A 26543-nucleotide genomic window follows, 5' to 3' on the forward strand; every position below is an offset into this window, starting at 1 on the left:
GACCCGACCAAACGCCCGGGCGCAACCCGTCGCCGCTGGGGGGGGGGCTCACCCCCGGGCCCGGGCGGCGTCCCTGTGGCCCCCCCCCCCGCCAGTGGTTATTTGAACTTGAATTCGCGCAGTAGGAAGCTGCCCATCACCGTGCGATATTTGGCGCGATCGCCCGATTCGGCTTCCATCTGGGCATCGTTGCGCTTCATATGTTCGCGATAGGCGGCGTTGCGCCGTTCATCTTCTGCCGCGTCGGCGAAATTGGCAAAGGTCACCGACAGATAAAGGTCGGGTTCGCCCGGCCGCGAATTATAATTGCCATAGACCGCATAGCTGATGATCCAGCCTTGCGCCTTCGCGAACTCCTGCGCCTTGCGCCATTCGGTCGCCAGATAATTGGCATATTGCAGGCCGCCGCCATCGGCGATGTCGATCATCGATACTTCGGTATAGTTGCCTGGGGAAAAGGGATAGTTTTGCGCCGCCGCGGGTGTGGGAATGGCAAACCCCAAGGCTGCGGCCAGCGTGGCCGCTTTCAGCAAGTTGGACATGGTCTGGTCCTCCAGGTCGAAACGAGAACCCCCTGGCCCCCTTGTCCGACCTCCCCGGTGCCGATCCTTTCGCGGGAGCCGTGAAGCGACTCGCCATCAAGGTAGGCGAAGGCTAGGCCTATCGGTACAGGAGTCAAACCGCGCCCGATGGCCGCGTAGTCGGGAAAGCGCCGATGAGAAGAGCCGATATTTTCGAATTCTACCGCCGCCTCGCCGAGCTCAACCCGAGTCCCGAGACCGAGCTGGCCTATGGCAACACCTACCAGCTGCTCGTCGCGGTCGTCCTGTCGGCGCAGGCGACCGATGTCGGGGTGAACAAGGCGACGCGGCGGTTGTTTGCCGAGGTGAAGACGCCGCAGCAGATGGTCGACCTGGGTGAGGCCGGGCTGAAAGAGCATGTCAAGACGATCGGACTGTTCAACGGCAAGGCGAAGAACGTCATCGCCCTCTCCGAAATCCTCGTCCGCGACCATGGCGGCGAAGTCCCCGCTGATCGCGACTCGCTCGTCGAACTGCCCGGGGTCGGGCGCAAGACCGCCAATGTCGTGATGAACTGCGCGTTTGGCGCCGAAACCTTTGCCGTCGACACCCATATCTTCCGCGTCGGCAACCGCACCGGGCTCGCCCCGGGCAAGACCGTGCTGGCGGTCGAAAAGGCGCTGGAAAAAACCACTCCGGCGCCGTTTCGCGTCGGCGCCCACCACTGGCTGATCCTCCACGGCCGCTATATCTGCAAGGCGCGCACGCCCGAATGCTGGCGCTGCCCTGTCGACGACCTGTGCCGGTTCAAGCCGAAGACGGCGGCGCCAAAGGCGAAAAGGGCGGCGTAATAGGCGTCGCGCAGAGGCGCAGGGTACGCGGAGATTTGGCTTCACGCGGAGGCGCGGAGCCGCGGAGGAATCTCCTTCCCTTCTCTGCGACCTCCGCGCCTCTGCGCGCATTTCTTCCGCACCCTCTTGCGCCGCGCCATCCACGCGCCATAGTCCGCCCTCATGCGCAACCTCACCGCCCCGCTCGCCCTCGCCGCCGCCATGCTCGCCGCCGCGCCCGTCCACGCCAAACCCGCCGATGCCGACGCCGCGAAGCAGATCCTGAAAGACAGCATCGCGATCCCCACTGTTCAGGGTCGCGGCAAGGTGCCCGAACTCGCGGCCTATTACGCCGGGGTGCTAAAGGCCGCGGGTTATGCCGACAGCGACATCGAAATCACCCCGATGGGCGAAACCGCAACATTCGCCGCGACGCTCACCGGTACGACCCCGAAAAAGCCGATCGTGCTGCTCGGCCATATGGATGTGGTCGAGGCCGACGCAAAGGACTGGACGCGCGACCCCTTCGTCCCGGTCGAGGAGAATGGCTATATTTTCGGCCGCGGGTCCGAAGACAACAAGTTCGATGTCTCAATGATGGTCGCGGCGATGGCGCAGCTGAAAAAGGACGGCTTCAAACCCAACCGCTCGATCATCCTGCTGCTCTCGGGCGACGAGGAAACGCAGATGCTGACGACGCGCGCGCTCGCGGCCAAGTATAAGAACGCCGAATTTGCACTCAACGGCGACGGCGGCGGCGGCACGATCGCCGAAGACGGCAGCCCGCAATATTATGGGCTGCAGGCAGGCGAAAAAACCTATGCCGATTTCACCCTCGAAGTCACCAACTCCGGCGGCCACAGCTCGCGCCCGTCGCCCGTCAACGCGATCGTCCAGCTTTCGAATGCGCTGGCCAAGGTCGGCGCCTATAAATTCGCCGCGCAGCAGAACGAGCTGACCAAAATCGGCATGCCGATCGTCGCCGACCAGGTTGGCGGCAATATGGGCGCCGCGCTCAAGGCCTTTGCCGCCAACCCGGAGGATGAGGACGCGATCACCAAGATTCGCGCCGACCCCGAATATGTCGGCCAGATCGGCACCACCTGCGTGCCGACGCTCGTGAAGGGCGGCCATGCCGAAAATGCACTGCCGCAGCGCGCCACCGCGAACATCAACTGCCGCATCTTTCCCGGCGTGCCGGTCGAAAGCGTGCGCGCTGAGCTGGAGCGGCTGATCGCCGACCCCGCGGTCAAGGTGAACCCCGATCCCGACGCCAGCGCCAGCGACGCCTCGCCGCTGCGCCCCGACGTCATGGCGGCGGTGAAGAAAGCCGTCCACGTCCGCGCCCCTGGCCTGCCGATCATCCCGTCGATGAGCGCCGGGGCCACCGACAGCTACCACTTTCGGATAGCCGGGGTGCCGAGCTATGGCGTCGCCGGGTTGTTTTCGAAAGCGAGCGACAGCTTCGCGCATGGCCTCAACGAACGCGTCCCGGTCGATGCGATCGCCCCCGCGCTGGCGCACTGGGACAGCCTGCTGCGCGATTTGTCGAAATGATTGAGCGCCGCCGCCGCCTGCGCCGGGGCGACGGACTAAACCAACGCTCCCACCGCGCGCTCGACCATCGCCACCGCCGCCTCGGCGCCGAAGCTTTTGGCGTCGAGCGATAGTTCGAGCCACAGCCCGTCGACCATCGCGGTCAGCATGATCGCCAGCCGCGCGGCATCGGCGGCGCCGCAGGCGGTGAGCAGCTCGTCCAGCCGCGCGCGGTAGCCCGCGTAGCTATCGGCGTGAATATTCGCCATCCGCGCATTGCTTCGCGCCAGCGCCCAGAACGCCGTCCACGCCCCCAGCAGCTCGGGGTCGGTCACCGGCGGACGGAAGCTCGCGGTCAGATACGCCAGCAACTGCGCGTGCGGGTCAGTGCCGGCGCCCGCCACTGCTTCGGCAAAAATCGCGTCCATGCGGTCGCTCGTCGCCTGGTAAGTGGCGGCGACCAGATCGTCGATGCCGGCGAAATAATGGCGTAAAAGCCCGGGCGACACTCCAGCGCGGGCGCAGATTGCGCGGACGTTCGTTCCCGCCATGCCAACTTCGGCCAGGCACGCGGTGGTCGCGTCGATCAGGTCGCCGCGACGGGCATCGGCGCTTTCGCGCGTAAAGGCTTGGCGAGCGGGTTGCATCTTGTTATACGTTTGTACAACAAGGATCGATTCATGGCAACGCTGCGCGACACTTTCATTCATCCAGACCCGCAAGACGGCTGGTCACTCCCCGCATGGACGTACAGCGATCCTGACTTTTACGCGGCCGAAATGGAGCGCATCTTCCGCCCCAGCTGGCAGGTCGTCTGCCACGACAGCGATATTCCGAACCCCGGCGATTGGCACAGCATCGACTATTGCGGCGAAAGCGTGATCGTGGTGCGCGGCACCGACCGCATCGTGCGGGCTTTTACCAATGTGTGCCGCCACCGCGGCTCACGGCTGCTCGATGGCGCTACGGGCTGCGCGAAAAAGCTCGTCTGCCCCTATCACGCCTGGACCTACGAACTCGACGGCCGCCTGACCGGGGTCCCTGACTCCGCCAGCTATCCGATGCTCGATCGCGACAAGGCGGGGCTGGTTGCGGTCGATCTCGAGCAATGGCGCGGCTTCTGGTTCGTGCGCCTCACCGCCGATGGCGGCCCGTCGGTCGCGTCGATGATGGCGCCGTATGAGGAACAAGTAGCGCCCTATCGCTTCGAATACCTCGGCGCGCTCGGCCGCGTCACGCTGCGACCGCGCGAGGTGAACTGGAAAAATGTCGGCGACAATTATTCGGACGGCCTCCATATCCCCGTCGCCCACCCCGGCCTCACCCGGCTGTTCGGCAAAAGCTATGGCGTCGAGGCGACCGATCATGTCGACCGCATGTGGGGAGACCTGATCGACCGGCCATCGGTGAACTGGTCCGAACGCATGTACCAGCGGCTGCTGCCGCCTGTCCTGCATCTGCCTGGGGATAAGCAACGCCACTGGCTCTATTTCAAACTCTGGCCCAATGTCGCCTTCGACATCTACCCTGACCAGGTCGACTTCATGCAGTGGCTGCCGACCGGCCCGACCAGCTGCCTGATCCGCGAAATCAGCTACGTCCTCCCCGATGACCGGCGTGAGATGAAGGCGGCGCGCTACCTCAACTGGCGGATCAACCGTCAGGTCAACGCCGAGGATACGCTGCTGATCACCCGCGTCCAGCAGGGGATGGCGTCGCAGAGTTTCACCATGGGGCCGCTCAGCGACAAGGAAGTCTGCCTCAAGAATTTCTGCGCGCGGATGCGCGATCTGATCCCCCAATCCCGCCTCGAACAAGCCCCGCGTGCGGGATGGAGCAAAGCATGACCAAGCACTATGACGCCCTGATCATCGGCGCCGGTCACAATGGCCTCGTCTGCGCCTTCTATCTGGCGCGGGCAGGGCTGAAAGTCCGCATCGTCGAGGCGCGCGACGTCGTCGGCGGCGCGGCGGTGACCGAGGAGTTCGCGCCGGGCTTCCGCAATTCTGTCGCGAGCTACACCGTCAGCCTGCTGCAGCCGAAGGTCATTGCCGACATGAAGCTCGCCGATCACGGCTATCGCGTCATCGAGCGGCCGATCAGCAATTTCCTGCCGCAGGAAGATGGCGGCTATCTCAAACTCGGCGGCGGACTGAAACGCACCCAAAAGGAGTTTGCACGCTTCTCCGCCCACGACGCGGCGCGACTGCCCGAATATTATGACATGCTCGAAGGCGTCGCCGATGTGCTGCGCGACCTCGCGCTCAAATCACCGCCCAATGTCGGCGATGGGTTCAAAACGCTGCTCGATGCGGCGCGGCAGGGGCGCGGCCTCACCAGGCTCAGCCTGTCGCAGCAGCGCGACGTGCTCGAACTGTTCACCAAATCGGCGCGCACCTTCCTCGACAGCTGGTTCGAGAGCGAAGCGGTGAAAGCGGCATTCGGCTTCGACGCCGTTGTCGGCAACTACGCCAGCCCCGACACCCCGGGCAGCGCCTATGTCCTCCTCCACCACGTCTTCGGGGAAGTGAACGGCAAGAAGGGCGCGTGGGGCCACAGCATCGGCGGCATGGGCGCGATCACCCAGATGATGGCCAAGGTCTGTACCCAGATGGGAGTCGAGATCAGCCTCGAAGCCCCCGTGTCGCGGGTGCTCGTGGACGGCGGCAAGGCGGTCGGGGTCAAGCTGGTCAGCGGCGAGGAAATCGCCGCCGCGCGTATCATCGCCAATGTCGGGCCGAAATTGCTCTACGAACGGATGTTTGACGACGGCGACATCGCGCCCGAGTTTAAGCGCCGGATCAAGGCGTTCAAGGTGGGCAGCGGTACGTTTCGCATGAACGTCGCACTCAGCGAGCTGCCCAAATTCACCTGCCTGCCCGAGCCCGGTGAGCATCACCAGTCGGGGATCATCCTCGCCCCGACGCTCGATTATATGGACCGCGCCTTCCTCGACGCGAAACAATATGGCTGGTCGAAAAAGCCGATCGTCGAAATGCTTATCCCCTCGACGATCGACGACAGCCTCGCACCCCCGGGACAGCATGTGGCGAGCCTGTTCTGCCAGCAATTCGCGCCCGAGCTTCCCGCCAATCCAGACGGAAGCGCGCGCGATTGGGATGCCGAGGAAGGCGCCGCCGCCGACTGCATCATCGACACCGTCGAAGCGCATGCGCCTGGCTTTCGCGCCTCGATCGTCGGGCGCCAGATCCTCAGCCCGAAGGGGCTCGAACGCAAATTCGGGCTGGTCGGCGGCGACATCATGCACGGCAATATGAGCCTCGACCAACTGTGGTCGGCGCGCCCGGTGCTTGGCAACGGTGCGTATCGCGGACCGCTGAAGGGGCTCTATATGTGCGGCGCGGGCACCCATCCCGGCGGCGGCGTCACCGGTGCGCCGGGACATAATGCGGCGCAGGTGATCCTACGCGACCGCGGCTTCTTCGCGCCCCGCTGGGCCTGATCGCCGCATCGCAAGATAGATCGGCAGCCCGGCGGCAGTCAGCCCGATGCTCCACAGGCTGGCGTCCAACCCGGCGCCGTAAAAGGCCCAGCAGCTGTACAGGAAGCCGAGGATGGTCAGCGTCACAAAGGCTGGCGACGCCTTGATCGTACCTTCGTGCTCGAGCTTGAGTGCCGCGAGCGCGCCGACGATGTAAAAGATGATCGCGGTCGACGTCGTCACCAGCACCATGAATTTGAACAATTCGGCAAGGCCGCGCGAATAATTGGCATAGACGACCAGGCTGGCGAGCGCACTCGACACGATCTGGGTCACCCATGGCACCGCGAAGCGGTTGTCTTTCGCAAAAGCGGCAGGCAGAAGCCCGCGATGCGCGAGATCGCGCGGGATTTCGCCCTGCAGCAGAACGAAGCCGTTGAGCGCCCCGAGCGCGGCAACCGCGGCGAACAGCGCGACCGCTTGCCCCGCCGACGGACTGACCAGCGTGCCGAAAAAGGTCGCATAGGCGGCGTTCGATGCCTCGAGCGTCGCCAGCGGCAGCAGCAGGGTCACCGTTGTGCACGACAGCAGATAGAGCAGCCCGGTCGCCGCCGCAGCGATCAGCGTCGCGCGCGGGACGGTCCGTTCGGGGTCGCGCACCCGGTCGCCAACGACGCAGGCGCTCTCAAAGCCGAGCAGCGCAAACAAAGTCAGCGTCGCAGCGGTGCCGATGCTGTCGAGGCTGACCGGCTTTGTGCCGGCCATCGTCGGAGTTGGCGCGTCGCCGGTGCCGAGCAGCCACAGCGCGACGAGCACCGCGCCGACGACGGGAATCAGCTTGAGCCCGAGCGTGAGCAATTGCGCCCCGCCCGCGCGGCGCACCCCCATCAGATTGACGAGGGTGAAGAGCCAGATGAAAGCGATTGCGATCACCGCCGTCCCCGCCCCGGCATTGCCCAGCGACGGCATCAGGATCGACAAATTGCTGATCGCCGCTACGGCGAGCGTCGCGACGACGGTCCAGCAACTGATCCAGTAACTCCAGGCGACGATAAAGCCCGTTCCGGGGCCAAAGGCCGCGGCGGCATAGGTATAGGTTGCGCTGCCGCCTGGCAGTTTTTTTGCCAGGCGCGCGAAAGCGACCGCAAGGCACAGCGTACCGGCAATCGACACCCCCCAGCCGATGACCGCATTCCAGCCAAGCGGCGCCAGATCGCGCGGGAGCAGGAACACCCCCGACCCGATCATATTGCCCATGCCGAGCGCGACGCACATCAAAAGGCCGAGCTTTTGGCCCGGCCTCTCGTTGTTGCTCATCGCGGTTGTCACCCGATCAGAAATCCTTGCTGACCTTGATCCCGATCAGGCGTGGGCGGATGACATTGTCGTAAAAGACGCCGCCGGTGCTGCTGATCCCGTCGGGATCACCGCAGATGGTTTCGCCGCACTGGACCGCGCTGTTTATCACCCCATTGCTGTTGAACAAATTGGTCGCGAAGAGCTCGGCATCCCAGCCCTCACCCTTGACGCCAAAGCTGATGTCAGCGGTAGTATAGGCCTTGAAGTTGCCGACGATGTCATTTTCGAACGGCCGCACGTCGGATCGCCGCTTGCCGATATGATTGACCGCAAACTGGAAGTGGCCGTCCATGCCGCTGATCGGGAATTCATAGCGCGCGACGGCATTGCCCTTGAATTTTGCCGTAACGGGGAGGCGCGAACCGGCGGGAGCCAGCAGCGCGTTCGTCTGACCCGGCGGGTCGATCGTGCAGTCGAAACTGTCGTTGGCGATGCGGCAGAAATCGCGGCGGATCGTTGCGTCATTATAACTGCCGCCCAGGTTGAGCGAGAAGCCGCCGGCGCGATAGTTGAGATCGGCCTCGATCCCGCGGATTCGTGCGATACCTGCGTTACGGATTTCGGTCAGGCCGTTGGCGCCGAGAAACGACAGCTGGATATTGTTCCAGTCCTGCTGATACACCGCGCCGTTGAAGCGCACCGGACCGAACGACGTCTTCCAGCCCAATTCGTAATTGTCGAGCGTGTCGGGACCATAGGGGTCGAGCGTGCCGCGGCGGTTGATCCCGCCGGGACGGAAACCGCGTGACCAGGTACCATAAAGCAACACGTCGTCGGTCACCTTGTAGGTAAGGTTCAGTTTGTGGATGAAGTCGGTGTCGCTCGTGCTCTTGTCGAGATTGGTACAGGGCGATCCGGCGACAATCGTCGGGGCGAAGCAGGCGGCTTCCCCCGTGCGACTGCTGAAACCCGCCGAATAGCCGAAGAAACCGACCAGACTGTTGTCGAACTTGTATACGCGGCCACCCCCGGTCAGTGTCAGCTTGTCGGTGATGTCAAAGCTGATTTCGCCGAACGCGGCATAGTCGCGGTCAATGCGCAGTTGCTTGGTCAGCCAGATATTGCTGTCGGTGCCCGTGACGGTGATCGCGTCGCCGATGTTGTCGATAATGTAATTCTGTTCGATATCATGCGACTGGCGCTGCCAGAACAGGCCGCCGATGAAGCGGATGCGGGCATCGGCGGGTGAGGCGATGCGAATCTCGGCGAAGCTACGCTTATAGCGGTCGACGCCTTGGATATATTGGTTGGGATTGACGGGATCGCCATTATTGTCGGTGAAATAGGCGCCGTAACCATAGAGCGCGTCGTAGAAATAGGCATAGTCCGAATAATCGCTTTCGGTCACTGTCTTGCGGCGCAGATGGCCGCCGGTCGCGGTCAGATCCCAGCTGCCTATCTTGCCCTCGATCGTCATCGCGGCCTGGATCCATTTGTCATCGCCGCGTTCGGGATTGTACTGCACCGTCTGCAGCTTGCCGGTGACGGCGTCCGAGCGTTCCTGAGCGAAGCTGCCGTTGGCTTTCTGGATCTGCCCCATCAGGTTCGGGCGGATTGTCCAGTCGTCGTCGAGCTCAATGCCGAGCGCGAGGCGCGCGCCATAGGTGTCGACGTCGTTATAGTCTTTGTCGACCAGTTCAGCGTTGTTCTGGGTGATGCCGCTGGTCGGATAGGTGCGGCTTCCGGCGATGTTGTCGATATAGCCCGCGTCGTGGCGGTACCAGCCGACGAGGCGCAGCGCGGCTTTTTCGCTGAGCGCGGCGTTGACGAAGCCTTCGGCGACGCCGCCGATGCCGCCCTTCGTCACGGTGTTGAGCTCCAGCCCCATCGAGCCGTAGGTTCCGCTGGTATCGGGCTGGTTGGTAATCAGGCGGATCGTTCCTGCCATCGAGCTGGCGCCATAGAGCGTGCCTTGCGGCCCGGCGAGTGCCTCAACGCGCGCCAGGTCATAGGCATGGATATCGAGCGCGCCCTGAATCGTCGTGATCGGCATTTCATCGAGATATGTGCCGACCGTCGGCAGCGAAGCGGAATGGTTGGCGTTCTCGCCCGACGCGACGCCGCGGAAGTAAATCTGGGCAAAACCGGGGCCGGCGGTCTGGATCGTGACCGAGGGCAGGAACTTGACGACGTCCTGGAATTCCTTGACCTGCAGCTCGTCGAGCCGCTCGGTGCCGATCGCGGTGATCGCCAGCGGTACGTCCTGCAAATTCTGTTCGCGCTTCGACGCGGTGACGACGATGTCGCGATCGTCGTCGATCGCGGCCTCCTGCGCCAGCGCCGCGCCCGACGTACACAAGATGCTGCTGGCGAGCAGAAAAGCGCTGCTGCGGACCAGACCGGTTGAAAGCTTGACCATGAGACCCCTCTCGAATGACAACTCTGTGACGGGAGGATGACGCAGCGCAGCATTAGCGCAAGCTTTGTTGTCGAGGCGACGAGGTTGTTGGTCGAAAATGTCGTCAGCTGTTGCCAAAAGGCAACGAATTTGTCGACGTTGCCTATCGGGAATGCGCGGGTACGGCGGGATATTCGTCCAAAACCGCCCCCAAAGCGCGCTTGAGTGGGCCGAGCCAAGCGTCATAGGGCTGCCACTGATCGACCCCATCGCGATTGAGCGGACGGCGGACCTGCTCGCTCGATGCGGTTCGCACCGCGCGCGCATTGGTGTGGAACGCCATGCAGGCCTCCTCGAACCGCAGTCCGAGATAGCCAAGCATCGCGCGCACCTCGGCCTCAGGATTGTCGAGCAATGCTTCGTGTATCACCCGGTGGACACGGCCCGGCTGGACTGCGTCGATATGCGCCATCAACCGCACATAATCGCGGTAGTAAGCGCCCATGTCGACCAAGTCGTAGCTGAACGCCTGCCCCTTGGCATAATGTTGGCGGAAATTGGACCAGCAGCAGTCGAGCGGATGCCGCCGCGCGTCGATAATCTTCGCATGTGGCAGGATCAGGCGGATCAGCGGGACATAGCGCCAGTTGTTCGGCAGCTTGTCGATATAGAAAGGCTTGCCGGTCTTGCGCTGGACGGCGGTGCGGCGCAAAAACGCCGCGCCCATTTCGGCCAGCCGTTCGGGCGGTGCGTCAGCGAGCGCGGCGACCCAGTGACGGCCTTCGCCCTGCGTTTCGCGCCCCAGACCGAGCGCGAGCGCGGGGATATCGGGTAGCTCCATCGTCCCCTCGACCGCCGAATGGCTGGCGAGGATCTGTTCGATCAACGTCGATCCGGCGCGCGGCATGCCAAGGATGAAGATCGGATCGGGCGCCGGATCGCCCATATCCATACGCGCGGCAAAAAAATCAGGGGTGCAGGTCGCGATCGCGGCATCGACGATTGTGCGGGTGTCGGCAGCGTCATAACCAAGCTGCCCGGCGCGGATCGCATTGCCCGCGGCATAATGGCGAAACGCCGACTCAGCCTCGCCCGCATCATCATAGGCTTTGCCCAGCGCAAAATGCAGATGCAGCCGGTCGTCGTCGCGCTGTTCGCCAGCGGGTTCGGCGGCGACTAGCGCGGCTTCCATCGCCGCGCGGTCGTCGGCACTGAACCGGATCGTTTTCAGATTGGCGAGGCTCCACCAGAGTTCGCCGAGGCCGGGATCGACATCCAGCGCATGGCGATAGGCGGCAATGCTGTCGTCCTGCCGCCCAACGGTCTTGAGCAGATGGCCATAGCTCATCCACAGCTTGGCATGATCGGGGAAGCGCGCGGTCAGCTGTTCGTAGAGTGCGAGCGCTTCGTCATAGCCACCGATCCGTCCGAGCGCCGCCGCTTTCAAATTGACGTGCGCCGGATTGTCGGGCTCGTCGCCGAGCACCGCATCGAGCGTTTCGGCCGCCTCGGCATAGCGGTTCTGCTTGTAGAAGACGGTGGCGAGATTGGCGCGGGCCGCCCCGAAACCCGGGGCGAGTTCGAGCGCCCGGTTCAGCAATTTTTCGGCGTCGGCGTAACGTCCGATCCGACCCGCGACCTCGGCCAGCATGCGGATCGCGGCGACATCGGTCGCATCCTCGCGTAGCCGCTGGCGCAACGCGGTTTCGGCGTCGGGCAGCCGGTTTTCGGCGAGTGCCAGCGCGGCATCGACCATCGCTTCATCATGAATTGTGGCGCCGACCGCGGCGAGCGAAGCAGCTTGCGCTTCCGCTTCGCGGTTCAGCGCGCGCAACGCATGCGCGGCAAGCCGGTGCGCGGCCGCGGACGTTGGCACCGCTTCGATGATCGCCTGTGCCTGTGCCAGCGCGGCGGCAGGCTCGGCGGCGAGCAAGCGGCGGGCATTGGCCAGCGCTGCATCGTGGGTGACCGTCGCTATTGTCACAGGGTCAGCTTTTCGCCGCGCGCGCCTTGGCGACTGCCTGCTTCAACGCGTCATAACCAATTTGCCCCTGGAACAACTGGTCGCCGACGATCCACGTCGGGGTCGCGTTGAGCTGCAACTGGGTGGCGATCGCCAGATTGCTGTCGAGCTCGCGCTGGAACAGCGCTTCGTTTGCAGTTGCATCGGCGGTGCCGTCGGTGACCACACCGACCTTGGCGGCGGCGGCGGCAATCGCTGTCTTGTCGAGCGAGCTGGCGGCGAACATCGCGTGGTGGAACGCGTCATATTTGCCTTGCCGCGCCGCGGCGAGCGCCATTAGCGCGGCATCGCGGCTCTGCGGCGCGATGATGGGCAGCTCGCGGAATACCACCTTCAGTCGCCGATCCTCGCGGATGAGCCGGTCGACGTCGGGCACGCTCGCACGGCAGAAGCCGCAGGCATAATCGGTGAATACCACCAAGGTGACATCGCCATCGGCGTTGCCCGCCCACGCCCCGGCATAGGGCTTTTCGAGCGCCGGGCGGATCGCGCCGATCGCCTTGGCGATTTCGCCATTGCGCTGCGCTTCGAGTGCTTCGGGAATGATTTGCGGGTTCGCCTTGATATAATCGGCGACGATCGTCTCGACTTCGCTCTTGCTCATCCCCCCGCCCATGCGCCCGCCGAGCCAGAAGACCGCGGCGAGCAGCAGTAGGCCGCCGAGCGCGATGCCCCAGATACGCGTCGATCCGCTATCCATCCCCATCCCCTTGATTTGCGGCAAGCGCGGCGCCGCCATCGGCTTGGCGGCCACGGGCTTTTTCGGTGGCGCTGCAATCAATGGCGAGCGGTCGTCGCCCTCGGCTATGGCATCGACGCGCGCGGCGGGGACGGCGGTTCGCGCGGCGTCGCCGGCAAACAGCGGTAGATCGGACGCCGTTGGCTCTTTTGCGCGCGCCGCGGCTTCCTCGCGCGCGAGCAACTGTTCGAGCCCCGACGGCGGCGGCGCCAGTTCCTCGCGCGGGCTTGGGCGCAGCTTCGTCGCGGCCTCGCCAATACTCCCGCGGATGCTTTCGCTCCCGGCCTTGGCGATTTGGCCGACGCCGGTCTTGGTCCGCTCGGCGACCTCGCCAAGCCCGCGGCCCGCGTCGCTCGACAGCTTTCGGGCCTTGTCGCCAAGTGCCAGCTTGTTCCATGCTGCGCCGGTGGCTCTGACGGTGGCGCCGCCTGCCTGCGCCGACCCACGCCCGATCGCGCGCGCCGCCTGCGCGATCAGCGCGCCGGTTCTGGCGGTGAGTTCACGGGTACGGCGCGGGATTTCCATCGCCTCGACGCGCGCCGGAATGTCGGCGCGGTCGCCGACACGGATCGTCCAGTCGGCAAAGGCGTTGGCGCCATCGCACAGCGCCTGCCACATCCCAGCCGCGCCCGCCTTCATCTGGTCCGATGTGACCACCGGCTTGCGCGCGGGCCTATCTTCCGCGGAATAGCGCGATACGTCGATACCAACCGGCGGGACGTCGCGCGGCTTTGCCAGTCCTTCGGTCGGCGACGCGGGCGGCAGCGGGGCGGCATCCGGCGTGGGCGCGGGATCGCGCAGCCATGGCTGGTAATAATCGTCTTTCTTATCGGTCACTTATTGCCCTTGTGCATCGTTTGCTGCGATGCTTTGCCCCTGTTCGCCCGAATCTAGCGCCGTTTGCGCTCGCGTTCCACCTCGGCGCGAGCGACCAGCGAAATATCCTGTGCACGGATCCAGTCGGGCGTGCCTTGGGACAGACCCTGCATCGCCAGTTCGGCATTACGCAGCGCGAGCGATGCCTGTCCACCCTGCAGGGTATAGCGTTCCGCCGAGGCGAGCGCGGCGCGCGCCTGATCGCCCTTGTTCGCATAGACGATGCCAAGCTGATACCAGGCAAAGGGATTCTGGTTGTCGAGCGCGACCGCGGTTTTCAGCACTTCCTCGGCCTCGGCGAAATTCGCCGGATCTTCGGTCGCGATCAGCGCATGGCCCAGCGTCGCGCTGATCAGCGGCTGCGACCTGGATATCGTCACCGCCTTGCGCAGCGCCGGAATCGCTTCTTTGGGACGCCCCGATTCGAGCAGCACCTGACCTTCAAGCTCAAGGAAGTAGGGGTCGCTTGGATCGGTCTTGAGCAAGGCGTCGACCTCGGCCAGCGCCTTTTGCGGATAGGCGCTGCGGTGCCAGGCGTAAGCGCGGGCATAGCGGGCGGGGATGCTGGTGTTGGTTTCGGGGAATTTGCGCAATGTGCGATCGGGATCGGTCATAAAGCCTGACAGCTTCGCCTTGATGCGCTGGAAGCGTTTTTCGATCGCTGGGTCGGCAGGCTTCGCCCACGCCGGATCGATGACATACACCTCACGCAGCGTCTGGATGCGATCGCCCGACATCGGGTGGGTGCGACCATAGGCCTGATCGTCGTCCTGCTTGACCGCGTAGCGGAATTCCAGATTCTGCAATTTCTTGAAAAAAGCCAGGCTGCCGCGGCCGCTGATCCCGGCTTTCGACAGATATTGCGCGCCTGCGGCGTCGGCGGTCGATTCCTGCACCCGGCTGAACGCCAGGAATTTGCCAAGCGCGGCCTGCTGCCCAGCCATCATGACCCCCATACCCGCCTCGCCCGCGCCCGCCGCGATCGCGGCGGCGCCAAGCAGCAGGCTGAGCAGCGAGATGCCGGTCGCGGTCTTGGCGCCGTCGTTGACGCGAATCGCATGGCCGCCGATGACATGGCCCAGCTCGTGCGCGAGCACGCCCTGCACCTCTTCGGCGGTGTCGGCCGCTTCGATCAGCCCTGCAAAGACATAGACGTCCTGACTGCCCGCGACGAACGCGTTGATGCTGGGATCGCCGAGCAGATGGACGCGCACCTGGCCAGGTTGCAGCCCCGCCGCGGCGAGCAGCGGGTCCATCATGTCCTGAAACAGCGCTTCGGTTTCTGCATCGCGCAGGATCGACTGCGCCATCGCCGGGCGAATCGCGACCGCCAGCATCGCGAGTAGGGTCAGGGCGATACGGAGCAGCGGGCGCCAGGCGCTCGTCCGAAATATCGATTGGGAGGAGGAGGGCATCATCCTGCCTACCCTCGCGCTGCGCATCTGAACATCGACTGAAGCCATAAAGACTTTGTGGGGGTCAGCGCGTGCGGAGGCAAGGCGAGACTTTGTCGGAACGCCGTCACTGCTCCCCCTGGCTTTTGCCGGGGAAGCAGTGATGAGACGTGCTCCGCTTGGATCAGCCGAAGGTTCGCTGCCACCAGCCGCGGCGCGGTTCGCCGTCGGGACCGACGCCGCCCTCGTCACCATTGACGGCTTCGGTTTCGGCGTCGCCTGTCGTCGCCGCTTCGGGCGCTGCGTCCGCTGCAACCGCCTTTTTGGCGCGGCTCGCACGCTTTTTCGGTGCGGGCTTGGCGGGTTCGGCTTCAGACTCGGCGGCTTCGGCAACGGGTACCGCCTCCACCGCGTCCGGCGTCGCCTCTACCACTGCGGCAACGGCTTCCGCTTCGACTGCGGCCTTGGTCTTGCGCGGCGCGCGTTTGCGCTTCGGCTTTTCCTCGGCGGTCGGCGCGTCTTCGACGACCGGTTCGGCGACGTCCGCGGCGACCGGTGCTTCGATAGCATCGGTTACGGTTTCGTCGGCTGCCTCTGCGGCATCGACCTTGGGCTTGCGACCACGACCGCCACGGCGACGGCGCGGCTTGGCGTCGGGATCGACCGCTTCGGCCTCGTTATCGCTAGGGATTTCCGCAGGTGCGGCGTCGCCCTCCTCGGCACCTACCGCAGCGTTGTCGCGCTCGACTTCGCCATCGCGTTCTTCACCATTCTCGACGATTTCATTGCCTTCCTCGTCGCGGCGACCACGGCGGCCGCGACGACGACGGCGGCGGCGCTTGCGGCCCTCGCCGTCGGTGTCGCTCTCGCCGCCCTCGGGCGCGCGCTCGCGCTGGCGTGCGGGACGGGCTTCGGCCTCTTCTTCAGTCTCTTCCGCATCCTCGTCTTCGGGATAATCGTCGTCATCCTCTTCCTCGATCGGCGCGATCGGGGCAAAGCTGCGGCGCTGCGTCGGCGGCGGCCCGGTGACCTCGACGGCCATGCGCGCACCCTCGGTTTCGCCGTCAGGCAGGATTTCGACCGTTACGCCGTACAGTTCCTCGATATCGCGCAGCTCGCGGCGCTTTTCATTTAGCAGGTAGAAGGTCGCTTCCTGGCTGGCGCGCAGGGTGATCTTGTTGCCCTTGCCGCGTGCCGCTTCCTCCTCGATCAGGCGCAGCGCGCTCAGGCCCGCCGACGATGCGGTGCGGACCAGCCCGGTGCCTTCGCAATGCGGGCAGGGGCGCGTCGACGCTTCGAGCACCCCGGTGCGCAGGCGCTGGCGGCTCATTTCCATCAGGCCAAAGCCCGAAATACGGCCGACCTGGATGCGCGCGCGGTCGTTTTTCAGCGCATCCTTCATCGCGCGCTCGACCTTGCGGACGTTCGAGCTATGATCCATGTCGATGAAATCGATTACGACCAGCCCGGCCATGTCGCGCAGGCGCAGCTGGCGGGCAATTTCGGCCGCGGCCTCCAGGTTGGTGCTGACCGCGGTCTGCTCGATATTATGCTCGCGCGTCGACCGGCCCGAGTTGATGTCGATCGACACCAATGCTTCGGTCGGGTTGATCACCAGATAACCGCCCGACTTCAGCTGGACGACAGGATTGAGCATCCCCGCCAGCTGGTCCTCGACGCCGTAACGCTGATAGAGCGACACCGGATCGGCATATTGCTTCACCCGCCGCGCGTGGCTGGGCATCAGCAGCTTCATGAACTGCTTGGCCGCCTTATAGCCCTCGTCGCCCTCGACGAGCACTTCCTCGATGTCTTTGTGATAAATGTCGCGGATCGCGCGTTTCACCAGATCGCTGTCCGAATGGACCAGCGCCGGGGCGCTCGATTCGAGCGTCTTTTCGCGAATCTCGTCCCACAGCCGGGCGAGATAGTCGAAGTCGCGCTTGATCTCGACCTTGGTGCGGCTCATCCCGGCGGTGCGGACGATGCAGCCCATCGTCGGCGGCAGCGCGAGCTCGTCGATCATCGCCTTTAGCTTGCGGCGATCGGCGCCGTTCGAAATCTTGCGGCTGATGCCGCCGCCGTGCATCGTGTTGGGCATCAACACGCAATAACGGCCAGCCAGCGACAGATAGGTGGTCAGCGCCGCGCCCTTGTTGCCGCGTTCTTCCTTGACGACCTGGACCAGCATCACCTGGCGGCGACGGATGACGTCCTGGATCTTGTAGCGGCGGCGGAGCGACATGCGGTTTTCGCTGTCGTCCTCATCGCGGCGGCTGCTGCGGCCGCGGCCACCGCCCTTGCGGCCATTGCCGCGCCCGCGGCCACGACCCTTGCGGTCGCCGCGATCGCCGCGGCCTTCACGGCCTTCTTCGGACCCTTCGCCGCCCTCTTCGCCATCGCCATTTTCGGCGTCGCCCTGGTCGTCGCGATCGTCGCGGTCATCGTCGTCGCCATCGTTGCGCTCGTCACGATCATCGTCGTCGCGGTCGTGGCGGCTGTCGCCATTGTCGTCCTCGTCATGATATTCGACGTCGGCGACATCGCCTTCCAACTCGTCGAGGTCTTCCTCGGCGCGCTGTGCGGCGGCGGCAGCATGTTCCGCCTCTTCGCGCAGCAACGCTTCGCGGTCTTCCTTTGGAATCTGGTAATAATCGGGGTGGATTTCGCTGAACGCCAGGAACCCGTGGCGATTGCCGCCATATTCGATGAACGCCGCCTGCAGCGACGGTTCGACGCGGGTTACTTTGGCCAGATAGATATTGCCCTTGAGCTGCTTGTGCTCGGCGGACTCGAAATCAAACTCCTCGATGCGGTTTCCCTGGGTGACGGCGACCCGGGTTTCTTCCCGGTGCCGCGCGTCGATCAACATGCGCGTAGTCATTAGTTACACTCCAAGCGCGCCGTAGCGCGCCATCAAAAAATCCCGCGACCTTCCTTGACGAAAGATCGCGGCGGGTACGGATGAAACGAAAAAAGACGTTATTGCCGCGGGGAGCCTGCGTCCGATGCTGGACGCGCATGCGGTCTTTGCATCCGGCGACGGCGAAAGCGCCCGCGTCGGGATGAAAAGAGGGCATGGCAAGCCTCATGCGGCATCAACCTGTTACATGGGGTGAGCGGGCGGGCAGGGCGGGCGTCTGGCGATCGCCCCGACTGTCCGGTCAACCGGGTGGACTGACGGCAGGTTGCCGATCCCCGCATGTCCGGCGCCAAGGCGGCCATGTTCCGCAGTTTTTGCGGAGCAGGCCTTCCCCTCAAAAGGCCGGACGGCACCGGGAACGACACCGTCAGTGATGGTGTGCTAGCATCGGCTCGGGCCGACGGCAACAGCGCCGCCACAGAAAGATGGGACCCCGCCGCGCGTCGGCAACCCCTGTATCGCTGCCAATCATGCTGAACTGTCGGTTAACCTAGCCGGTTGACGGGGGTTTGACGCGCCATGGCTAATGCGGGATTCATGACATTCTGCCGCTGGGGACCATATGTTTTCGAATAAGCACTGGACCAGCGCGCACGGGCGGCGGCATAAAAGCGTCATGAGCCTGCTGCTTGTGCTGATCGCGATGATGATGAACCCCACGGCGGCGCTGGCGGGGCAGATTGGTGCAGTCGAAATCGGCGATTCGGACGTCACGCTGCGCTTTGACGATCTGGTCAGCTCTGCGTCGACCTTCCTTCTCGCCGGTCCCGCTCGGATCGCGCTCGACATCGCGGGCGCGCAGCCGGGCCGTTCGTCACAAGGCGCCGGACTGGTTCGGGCGGTGCGCCAGGGGCAGAAAGATCCCGGCACGGCGCGTATCGTGCTCGACCTCGCGCAGCTGGCGTTGGTCAGCGGCGCGCGCTTCGCCGCCGACGGCCGCAGCCTGACCTTTCAGCTCCGCCCGGTGTCCGCCGACGAATTCGCGCGGGTGTTGCGCGGCCCGCGCACCGAATTGGCGCCGCCCGTGGGCTTCCGCGCCAAGCCGCCCGAAAAACGCTACAGCGTCAGCGTTCCGATCGGCAAAGCCAAGCCCAGCGTCGCGCTGCCGCGGATCGAAGGGCCGAATAACAGCCGCCTGCCGCTGGTCGTGCTCGACGCGGGACATGGTGGCCACGATCCGGGGGCGATCAGTCCGCACAGCGGCAAACGCGAAAAGGACATCACGCTGGCGCTCGCCCGCGCCATTCGCGACGACCTGCTCGCCTCGGGCCGCGTCCGTGTCGCGCTGACCCGCGGCGACGACCGCTATCTGGTGCTTGAGGAGCGGTTCGGCATCGCGCGGCGGCTGAGGGCCGATTTGTTCATTTCGATCCACGCCGACGCCGCTGAAAATCAGGCCGCCAGCGGCGCGTCGATCTACACCTTGTCCGAAGTCGCGTCCGACCGCGAAGCGGCGCGGCTCGCGGCGCGTGAGAATAAGGCAAATGTCATCAACGGGGTCGATCTGGGTGCGCACAGCGGCGATGTGTCGTCGATCCTGCTCGACCTGACCCAGCGCGAGACGATGAACGTCGCATCCGATTTTGCCCGCCTGCTCCAGCGCGAAGCGGGCGAAGCGGTCAAATTCCGCACCCACGCGCATCGCTTTGCTTCGTTTGTGGTGCTGAAAGCGCCCGACACGCCGTCGATCCTGTTCGAAACCGGCTTCATCTCGAACAAGGATGACGCCGAATTCCTTGCGTCGGCGGCAGGTCAGAAGAAGGTCGCGCGCGGGGTGCGCGACGCGGTGCAAATCCATTTCGCGCGGCAAATAGCGGCGCGCTGATCTCCATAATATAGTCTTGACTAACTTTCTCCGGCCAGCCAGCCTTCCCTCGCTGACTGCGGGAGAAAGGGCATGAGCTGGAGCAACTGGTCGGGTAGCGTCACCGCGCCCGCGCAAATCGCCCGCCCGCACAGCGAGGACGAACTCGTCGCCCTCATCCGCAGCGCGCACAAGCTGCGCGTCACCGGTGCCGGGCACAGTTTCATGCCGCTTTGCGAATCGGACGAACTGATCGTCAGCCTCGATGATCTGGCGGGCGACCTGCAAATCGCCGCCGACCGTCAGTCCGCGCGCATTCCCGCGGGCTGGAGCATCCGCCGCCTGACCTCGGCGTTGTGGGACGAGGGGTTGGCGCTCGCCAATCAGGGCGACGTCAATCCGCAGTCCCTCGCGGGCGCAATGGCGACCGGGACGCATGGCACCGGGGTCGATCTCGGCTCGCTCGCAACTTTTGCGCGCGGTTTCCGCCTGATCGGCGCCGATGGCGAGGTCCACTGGTGCGATGCGACGACCAACGCCGATTTGTATCAGGCGCAGCGGCTGTCGCTTGGCCTGTTCGGGGTGGCGACCGAAATCGACGTCGCGGTCGTCCCCGCGTTTCACCTCGCCGAACGTATCGAAAAGCGCCGTTGGGCCGAAATCCGCGAGCGCTATGACGAGCTCACGCAGCAGCACCGCCACGTCGAATTCTGGTTCTTTCCGCACAGCGACGATGTGATCCTGAAAACCCTCGACCTGTGCGATCCGTGTGACCCCCCGCCGAGCACGACCGATATGGAGGAGGCCAGTTTTCGCCGCATCCTCAACATTTCGGCGCGGCTCCCTTTCCTCACTCCGTCGCTGCAGCGATTGATCATGAAAAGCGGTATTTCGGGCCGCCGCCGCGGTCCTGCGCACAGTATCTTTCCGTCCGACCGCACGATCCGGTTCGAAGAGATGGAATATGAAATGCCGCGCGCGGTCGGGCTCGACACTCTTGCCGAGATTGTTGGCTGGATCCGCCGCAAGCGCCTACCCGTCACCTTCCCGTTCGAGTTTCGCACCGTCGCTGCCGACGACATCTGGATGAGCCCGATGAACGCCGGACCCGTCGCCGCGATTTCGATGCATCAATATGCCAAGATGCCCTGGCGCAATCTGTTCGCCGAGGCCGAGACGATTTTTCGCACCCATGGCGGGCGGCCGCACTGGGCCAAGCGTCACACGCTCACGCACGCCGATGTCGCGGCGCTCTATCCGATGGCAGGGCGCTACAATGCCGTCCGCCGCGCCGCCGATCCGGGCGACAAATTCCTCAACCCGCATCTCGAAAGCCTGTTCGCATGACCACCGACCGCGACCTTCACGCACATCTGATCGGCCAGCAAGGCTCGCGCGCCGACCTCAATACGCCGGTGCTCGTGCTGGATGTCGAAGTGCTCGACCGCAATATCGCGGCGATGGCAGCGTTGATTGCCGCAAAAGGCATCGCGCTGCGTCCACACGCCAAGACGCACAAGAGTGTAGACATCGCGCTGCGCCAGATCGCGGCCGGAGCGGTTGGGGTGTGCTGCGCCAAGATTGGCGAAGCCGAGGCGCTAAATGAAGGCGGCGTGACGGGCATCCTGATCACGTCGCCCGTCGCGGCGCAGCGCGCGATCGAGCGGCTTGCAGCGCTGGCAGGTGAAGCCGAAGGGTTGATGGCCGTCATCGATCACCCCGATGTCGCGGCGCGCATCGATGCCGCGCTGGGCGCCGCAAACGCGCGGCTCGACGTCATCATCGACATCGACCCCGGCATCGCACGCACCGGCGTCGCGTCGGCCGAGGCCGCGGTCGCGCTCGCGAAGGTCATTTCGGCGTCGCCGAACCTTGAATATCGCGGAGTCCAATTTTACTGCGGGTCGCAGCAGCATATCGAAAGCTATGCCGACCGCCGCGCCGCGATTGTCGAGCGCACCGTCTATCTTCAAAGCGTCATCGCGGCGCTGGCCGACGCGGGTTTCGCGCCCGCAATCGTCACCGGGTCGGGCACCGGCACCCACCGCATCGACCTCGACCTCGGCGTCTTCACCGAATTGCAGGCGGGCAGCTATGTTTTCATGGACAAACAATATCTCGATTGTGACCTGACTGGCGACGGCGGCGAACAGCCATTCGAGGTCTCGCTTTGCGTTGACGCGCGCGTCGTCAGCGCCAACCATGACGGCCTCGTCACCATCGACGCGGGCTATAAATCGCTGTCGACCGACGGCGGCGTCGCGGTGGTCCAGCGCGGCGCGCCCGAGACGGCCTTTTTCGCCTTCATGGGCGACGAGCATGCGGCGTTGTTCGCGGCCGGCATCGGTGCACAGCTCGGCCCGGGCGATCCGGTCAGCCTCACCGTGCCGCACTGCGACCCGACGGTGAATCTCTACGACAGCTATCATGTGGTTCAGGACGATACGCTGACCGACATCTGGCCAGTCAGCGCGCGCGGCCGGGCGCGATGATCGCGGCGGGCCGCGCGCTTGCTGTCAAGCGCCCGCCGCAACAGGATCGCGCGCACCAGACCCGCGGCCGCCTGCTAGATGTCGCGGGCGAATTGCTCGCCGAGGTCGGTATCGAGCGGATTTCGACCAATATGATCGCCGCGCGTGCCGGGCTGACTCCGCCCGCGCTCTACCGCTATTTCGGCGATAAATATGCGGTGATCGAGGCGCTGGGGCGGCGCCTGATGGACCGGCAGAACGCCGTGCTCGAGGCCTGGCTGGTCCGGCACGCGTCCGTCGGGATCGCGGCGATGGCCGACCATATCGGCAATTTGCTGACCCAAAACGCCGCAGTCACGCGCGCCGAACCCGGCGCCGTGTGGATATTGCGCGCGCTCCACGCCTCACCGCAGCTCGTCCATGTCCGGCTCGAATCGCACCGCCATGTGACCGACCGGCTAACCGATGCCTGCGCGCTCTATCTGGCGGGGATCGACCGCGAAAAGCTATGGTCGCGGCTGCGGCTTGCTGTCGAGCTTGGCTTTGCAACAGACGAAATGCTGTACGAGGAAGATCGCATTTCGGCGGAAGCCGCGCTGGCCGATGTTGCCGCAATGCTACGCTTTACCATGCTCGACCTGGCCAGTCTCCGTTCCGCTTGCGGGGGGGGGGTAAGGGAGGGCATGTCGCGGAGCAAGCGGCAGGAAACAAGCCTTTCCCCGACCCCTCCCGCAAGCGGGAGGGGAGTAGAATAGCGCCCCGCCGCAACCATGCTTCCCTTTCGGCGATCCACGCTTTAGAGGCAGGCGTCATGGTCGCCGACAGTCCGCCCGATTTCCGCCTGCGCCTGCGCCGCGACAGCAACGCCGTCATCGCCTGGCTGCGCGATATGTGGACGCGGCGCTGGTTCCGCTGGCTGGGCTATCTGGCGCTGTCGGGCGTGCTGGGGCTGATCCTGATCTGGGCTATCTTCGCGCGCGACCTGCCGTCGGTCGACCAGCTGCGCGATTATGAACCGCCATTGCCGACGATGGTCCGCGACGGTGAGGGCAAGCCGGTCCACAGCTACGCGCGCGAACGCCGCGTCCAGCTGGACTATAGTGAATATCCGCAGCTTCTGGTGCGCTCGTTCCTGGCCGCCGAAGACAAGACGTTCTTCAGCCACGGCGGCATCGATTATCCGGGTATCGCCTCGGCGATCATCACCAATCTGTCGAGCAGCGGCCGTCCTGTCGGCGCCTCGACGATCACCCAGCAGGTCGCCAAGAATCTGCTGCTGACCAACGAGCTCAGCTATCGCCGCAAGGTGCGCGAGGCGATTCTGGCGATGCGGATCGAGGATGCGCTGACCAAGGAACAGATCCTCGAGCTGTATCTCAACGAAATCCCGCTCGGCCGCCGTGCGTTTGGTGTGCAGGCGGCGAGCCGCGCCTATTTCGACAAGGACGTCGACCAGCTCCAGCTCCACGAAATGGCGTTTCTTGCTATCCTGCCCAAGGCGCCCGAAAAATATGGCCGGACGCGCAACGAGGCGGAGGCGTTGGCGCGGCGCAATTTTGTCCTCGGGTCGATGGAGGATAATGGCTGGATCACCGCTGCGCAGCGCGACGCCGCGCGCGCCATGCCGCTGGGCCTGACTAACAGTGGCAACACTGCGATCGCTCAGGTCGGCGGCTATTATATGGAAGAGGTGCGGCGCCAGCTGATCGCCCAGTTCGGCGAAACCGCCGACGACGGCCCGCTCAGCGTCTATGCCGGCGGGCTGTGGGTTCGCACCCCCTATGACGGCAAGATGCAGACCGCGGCGACGATGGCGCTGCGCAAGGGGCTCCAGCGCTACGATGCGGGAAAGGGTTGGTCGGGACCGATCGCGACGATCGAGGCCGACGATCAGTGGCAGAGCCGCCTCGCGTCAAGCTTTATCGGAATCGATTACGACAATTGGCGCGTCGCCGCGGTGCTCTCGAAATCCACCGGCGCGGCACAGATCGGCTTTGCCAATGGTGACACCGGGACGCTGCCCGCCAGCGCTGCGACGATGGGTTATCGCAAGGCCGGCGGCAGCGCCTTTTCGGCGATGCGCCCCGGCGACCTGATCGTCGTCAAATCGACCGGCGGCAGCAGCTATGCCTTGCGCAATATTCCCGAAGTGTCGGGCGGCATGGTGGTCGAAAGCCCGCATTCGGGTCGCATTTATGCGATGCAAGGCGGCTTTGACGTGCGTCTTTCGCCCTTCAACCGCGCCACGCAGGCACAGCGCCAGCCGGGATCGACGATCAAGCCTTTTGTTTACGCCGCGGCACTCGACAATGGCTTGACCCCCGCGTCGATGATCGTCGACGGGCCATTCTGCGTCTATCAGGGCGCGGCGCTGGGCAACAAATGCTTCCGCAACTTCGGCAATTCGGGGGGCAGCGGAGAACATACGATGCGCTGGGGGCTCGAACAGTCGCGTAACCTGATGACGGTCCGCGCGGCGAGCCAGGTCGGCATGGAGCCGGTCGTCGAAACGATCGCAGCGATGGGCATCGGTAAGCACGAACCCTACCTCTCGACCGCGCTAGGCGCCGGATCGACGACCGTGGAAAAGATCACCAACGCCTATGCCATGCTCGCCAACCACGGCCGCGAGCTGAAACCGCGGGTGATCGACTATGCGCAGGACCGCCGCGGCAAGGTGATCTTTCCCGCCAATTGGAAACCCTGCGATGGCTGCAACAAAAAGGATTGGGACGGGCGCCCGATGCCGCGCTTTGCCAAATCGGGCAAGCAGCTGATGGACCCGATGACCGCCTATCAGGTCGTCCACATGCTCGAAGGCGTCGTCCAGCGCGGCACCGCGGTGCGGCTGCGCGACCTCAATGTGCCGCTGTTCGGCAAGACCGGCACGACCACGGGGCCGAACGATGTGTGGTTCGTCGGCGGCACCCCCGATGTGATCGCTGGCATGTATATCGGATTCGACCAGCCGCGTAGCATGGGCGGCTATGCGCAGGGTAGCAGCTATGCGGCGCCGATTTTCAAAGATTTCGCGCTCGCCGCGCTTGCCGACCGCCAACCGATCCCCTTTGCGGCGCCAAAGGGGGTGCGGATGGTGCGCATCGACCGCCGGTCGGGCCGCCGCGTCTATGGCAGCTGGCCGGGGACCGACCCCAAGGCGTCGATCATCTGGGAAGCGTTCAAGCCTGAAAGCGAACCGCGCCGCACGATCCGCGAAGAGGAAATCCAGCCTGTAAAAACGCCGCGTCGCCAGGACGCGCCGGTAGAGCAGGGTAATGGCCGCCGCAGCGATAGCGATTTTCTGGAGGATCGCGGCGGCATCATCTGACCCGGCGTGCATGCTTCCCCTGCGGCCGCAGACGCCGTAAGGGCGGGTTCAACATATTTCAGGAGCAAGGACATGCGCGCCGAAGCGCAGGATCATATCGACAAGATTGGCGCCGCGCTGGCGCTGCTGCGGCGCTTCCTCGACTGGGACCGCGCGGTGCGGCGGCTCGACGAGCTCAATGCCAAGGTTGAGGATCCGACCCTGTGGGACAGCCCCAAGGCGGCGCAGGAAGTGATGCGCGAGCGGCAGCGGCTGGACGCGGCGATCGCCGCAACGCGCTCGATCGAAACTGAATGCGCCGACACCGCCGAACTGATCGAACTCGCCGAAATGGAAGGCGACGAGGCGATGGTCGACGAGGCGGTGGCCTCGCTGGCAATGCTTGCGGCGCGCGCCGAGGAAGACAAGATTCGAGCGTTGCTCGCGGGCGAAGCCGACGCCAACGACGCCTATATCGAAGTCCACGCCGGCGCCGGCGGCACCGAAAGCCAGGACTGGGCCGAAATGCTCCAGCGCATGTACAGCCGCTGGGCGGAAAAGCGCGGGTTCAAGGTCGAGCTGGTCGAATATCAGGCGGGCGAACAGGCGGGGATCAAATCGGCGACGATGCTGGTCAAGGGCGAGAATGCCTATGGCTATGCCAAGACCGAAAGCGGCGTCCACCGCTTGGTTCGGATCTCGCCCTACGACAGCTCGGCGCGCCGTCACACCAGCTTTTCCAGCGTCTGGGTCTATCCGGTGATCGACGACAATATCGACATCGAGATCAACGAAGGCGACCTCAAGATTGACACCTACCGTGCCTCTGGCGCGGGCGGCCAGCACGTCAACACGACCGATTCGGCGGTGCGTATCACCCACATTCCGACCGGCATCGTTGTCGCCAGCCAGAATGACCGGTCGCAGCACAAGAATCGCGCGACCGCGATGGGCATGCTGAAGGCACGCATGTACGAGGC

General features: G+C 64.7%; 18 protein-coding genes. 10 read left to right on the plus strand and 8 right to left on the minus strand.

What is annotated here, in order from left to right; genetic code table 11:
- Positions 1-98 precede the first annotated feature (98 nt).
- Positions 99-542, minus strand: coding sequence for a hypothetical protein (locus tag K0M74_RS14860; RefSeq protein WP_293974045.1), 444 nt, complete (start codon positions 540-542; stop codon positions 99-101).
- 173 nt (positions 543-715) lie between these two features.
- On the opposite strand from K0M74_RS14860, the gene nth reads away from it, so the two are divergent.
- Together nth and K0M74_RS14870 are read left to right on the plus strand one after the other, a co-directional pair.
- Entirely contained in the window at positions 716-1372 is a 657-nt protein-coding gene (nth, locus tag K0M74_RS14865; protein ID WP_293974048.1) for an endonuclease III, read from the plus strand.
- A 162-nt stretch (positions 1373-1534) separates the two neighbouring features.
- Positions 1535-2908, plus strand: a complete 1374-nt coding sequence (locus K0M74_RS14870) for a M20/M25/M40 family metallo-hydrolase (protein ID WP_293974051.1) — start codon at positions 1535-1537, stop codon at positions 2906-2908.
- Between the two features lie 35 nt (positions 2909-2943).
- Here the strand turns inward: K0M74_RS14870 and K0M74_RS14875 are convergent, their stop codons facing one another.
- A complete protein-coding gene (locus tag K0M74_RS14875) occupies positions 2944-3534 on the minus strand; it encodes a TetR family transcriptional regulator C-terminal domain-containing protein (protein ID WP_293974054.1) in 591 nt (196 codons plus the stop codon).
- A gap of 33 nt (positions 3535-3567) precedes the next feature.
- On the opposite strand from K0M74_RS14875, the gene K0M74_RS14880 reads away from it, so the two are divergent.
- Positions 3568-4734 (plus strand): aromatic ring-hydroxylating dioxygenase subunit alpha, encoded by a 1167-nt coding sequence (locus K0M74_RS14880; protein WP_293974057.1) that lies wholly within the window; start codon positions 3568-3570, stop codon positions 4732-4734.
- Entirely contained in the window at positions 4731-6350 is a 1620-nt protein-coding gene (locus tag K0M74_RS14885; protein WP_293974060.1) for an NAD(P)/FAD-dependent oxidoreductase, read from the plus strand. Before K0M74_RS14880 ends, K0M74_RS14885 begins: the two co-directional genes overlap by 4 nt.
- Here K0M74_RS14885 and K0M74_RS14890 read toward each other — a convergent pair.
- The 6 genes from K0M74_RS14890 to K0M74_RS14915 form a co-directional block, all read right to left on the minus strand.
- Positions 6312-7658 carry an amino acid permease gene (locus K0M74_RS14890; RefSeq protein ID WP_293974063.1) on the minus strand — a complete coding sequence of 449 codons (1347 nt, stop codon included), beginning with the start codon at positions 7656-7658 and terminating at the stop codon, positions 6312-6314. The two genes, K0M74_RS14885 and K0M74_RS14890, sit on opposite strands and share 39 nt — an antisense overlap.
- Before the next feature lie 4 nt (positions 7659-7662).
- A complete protein-coding gene (locus K0M74_RS14895) occupies positions 7663-10047 on the minus strand; it encodes a TonB-dependent receptor (protein WP_293974066.1) in 2385 nt (794 codons plus the stop codon).
- Positions 10048-10189: 142 nt separating this feature from the next.
- Entirely contained in the window at positions 10190-12004 is a 1815-nt protein-coding gene (locus K0M74_RS14900; RefSeq protein ID WP_293974093.1) for a tetratricopeptide repeat-containing sulfotransferase family protein, read from the minus strand.
- A gap of 10 nt (positions 12005-12014) precedes the next feature.
- Positions 12015-13625 carry a thioredoxin domain-containing protein gene (locus K0M74_RS14905; RefSeq protein WP_293974068.1) on the minus strand — a complete coding sequence of 537 codons (1611 nt, stop codon included), beginning with the start codon at positions 13623-13625 and terminating at the stop codon, positions 12015-12017.
- A gap of 53 nt (positions 13626-13678) precedes the next feature.
- Positions 13679-15001, minus strand: coding sequence for a M48 family metalloprotease (locus K0M74_RS14910; RefSeq protein ID WP_293974096.1), 1323 nt, complete (start codon positions 14999-15001; stop codon positions 13679-13681).
- A gap of 241 nt (positions 15002-15242) precedes the next feature.
- Positions 15243-17942 carry a ribonuclease E/G gene (locus tag K0M74_RS14915; RefSeq protein ID WP_293974072.1) on the minus strand — a complete coding sequence of 900 codons (2700 nt, stop codon included), beginning with the start codon at positions 17940-17942 and terminating at the stop codon, positions 15243-15245.
- A 655-nt stretch (positions 17943-18597) separates the two neighbouring features.
- On the opposite strand from K0M74_RS14915, the gene K0M74_RS14920 reads away from it, so the two are divergent.
- From K0M74_RS14920 to prfB, 6 genes are all read left to right on the plus strand, one after another.
- On the plus strand, positions 18598-19806 hold the full coding sequence (locus K0M74_RS14920; protein WP_293974075.1) for an N-acetylmuramoyl-L-alanine amidase: 1209 nt from the start codon (positions 18598-18600) through the stop codon (positions 19804-19806).
- 72 nt (positions 19807-19878) lie between these two features.
- Positions 19879-21132 carry a D-arabinono-1,4-lactone oxidase gene (locus K0M74_RS14925; protein ID WP_293974078.1) on the plus strand — a complete coding sequence of 418 codons (1254 nt, stop codon included), beginning with the start codon at positions 19879-19881 and terminating at the stop codon, positions 21130-21132.
- Positions 21129-22277, plus strand: coding sequence for a DSD1 family PLP-dependent enzyme (locus tag K0M74_RS14930; RefSeq protein WP_293974081.1), 1149 nt, complete (start codon positions 21129-21131; stop codon positions 22275-22277). The genes K0M74_RS14925 and K0M74_RS14930 overlap by 4 nt, the downstream gene beginning before the upstream one ends.
- On the plus strand, positions 22274-23011 hold the full coding sequence (locus K0M74_RS14935) for a TetR/AcrR family transcriptional regulator (protein ID WP_293974084.1): 738 nt from the start codon (positions 22274-22276) through the stop codon (positions 23009-23011). The genes K0M74_RS14930 and K0M74_RS14935 overlap by 4 nt, the downstream gene beginning before the upstream one ends.
- Positions 23012-23067: 56 nt before the next feature.
- Positions 23068-25584: a transglycosylase domain-containing protein gene (locus K0M74_RS14940; RefSeq protein ID WP_293974087.1), complete on the plus strand. Its 2517-nt coding sequence runs from the start codon at positions 23068-23070 to the stop codon at positions 25582-25584.
- Positions 25585-25656: 72 nt separating this feature from the next.
- On the plus strand, positions 25657-26543 hold an 887-nt coding region (prfB, locus tag K0M74_RS14945), incomplete at its 3' end, for a peptide chain release factor 2 (RefSeq protein ID WP_293974090.1).

The sequence above is a fragment of the Sphingopyxis sp. genome (assembly GCF_019459305.1).
In the GTDB taxonomy this organism is placed as follows: domain Bacteria; phylum Pseudomonadota; class Alphaproteobacteria; order Sphingomonadales; family Sphingomonadaceae; genus Sphingopyxis.

Coding starts and splice junctions, on each gene's coding strand:
- K0M74_RS14870 (WP_293974051.1), top strand. CDS start 1,535: ATGCGCAACCTCACCGCCCCGCTCGCCCTCGCCGCCGCCATGCTCGCC.
- K0M74_RS14935 (WP_293974084.1), top strand. CDS start 22,274: ATGATCGCGGCGGGCCGCGCGCTTGCTGTCAAGCGCCCGCCGCAACAG.
- K0M74_RS14925 (WP_293974078.1), top strand. CDS start 19,879: ATGAGCTGGAGCAACTGGTCGGGTAGCGTCACCGCGCCCGCGCAAATC.
- K0M74_RS14910 (WP_293974096.1), bottom strand. CDS start 15,001: ATGCTGGCGGTCGCGATTCGCCCGGCGATGGCGCAGTCGATCCTGCGC.
- K0M74_RS14880 (WP_293974057.1), top strand. CDS start 3,568: ATGGCAACGCTGCGCGACACTTTCATTCATCCAGACCCGCAAGACGGC.
- K0M74_RS14885 (WP_293974060.1), top strand. CDS start 4,731: ATGACCAAGCACTATGACGCCCTGATCATCGGCGCCGGTCACAATGGC.
- nth (WP_293974048.1), top strand. CDS start 716: ATGAGAAGAGCCGATATTTTCGAATTCTACCGCCGCCTCGCCGAGCTC.
- K0M74_RS14930 (WP_293974081.1), top strand. CDS start 21,129: ATGACCACCGACCGCGACCTTCACGCACATCTGATCGGCCAGCAAGGC.
- K0M74_RS14860 (WP_293974045.1), bottom strand. CDS start 542: ATGTCCAACTTGCTGAAAGCGGCCACGCTGGCCGCAGCCTTGGGGTTT.
- K0M74_RS14875 (WP_293974054.1), bottom strand. CDS start 3,534: ATGCAACCCGCTCGCCAAGCCTTTACGCGCGAAAGCGCCGATGCCCGT.
- K0M74_RS14920 (WP_293974075.1), top strand. CDS start 18,598: ATGAGCCTGCTGCTTGTGCTGATCGCGATGATGATGAACCCCACGGCG.
- K0M74_RS14915 (WP_293974072.1), bottom strand. CDS start 17,942: ATGACTACGCGCATGTTGATCGACGCGCGGCACCGGGAAGAAACCCGG.
- K0M74_RS14940 (WP_293974087.1), top strand. CDS start 23,068: ATGGTCGCCGACAGTCCGCCCGATTTCCGCCTGCGCCTGCGCCGCGAC.
- K0M74_RS14895 (WP_293974066.1), bottom strand. CDS start 10,047: ATGGTCAAGCTTTCAACCGGTCTGGTCCGCAGCAGCGCTTTTCTGCTC.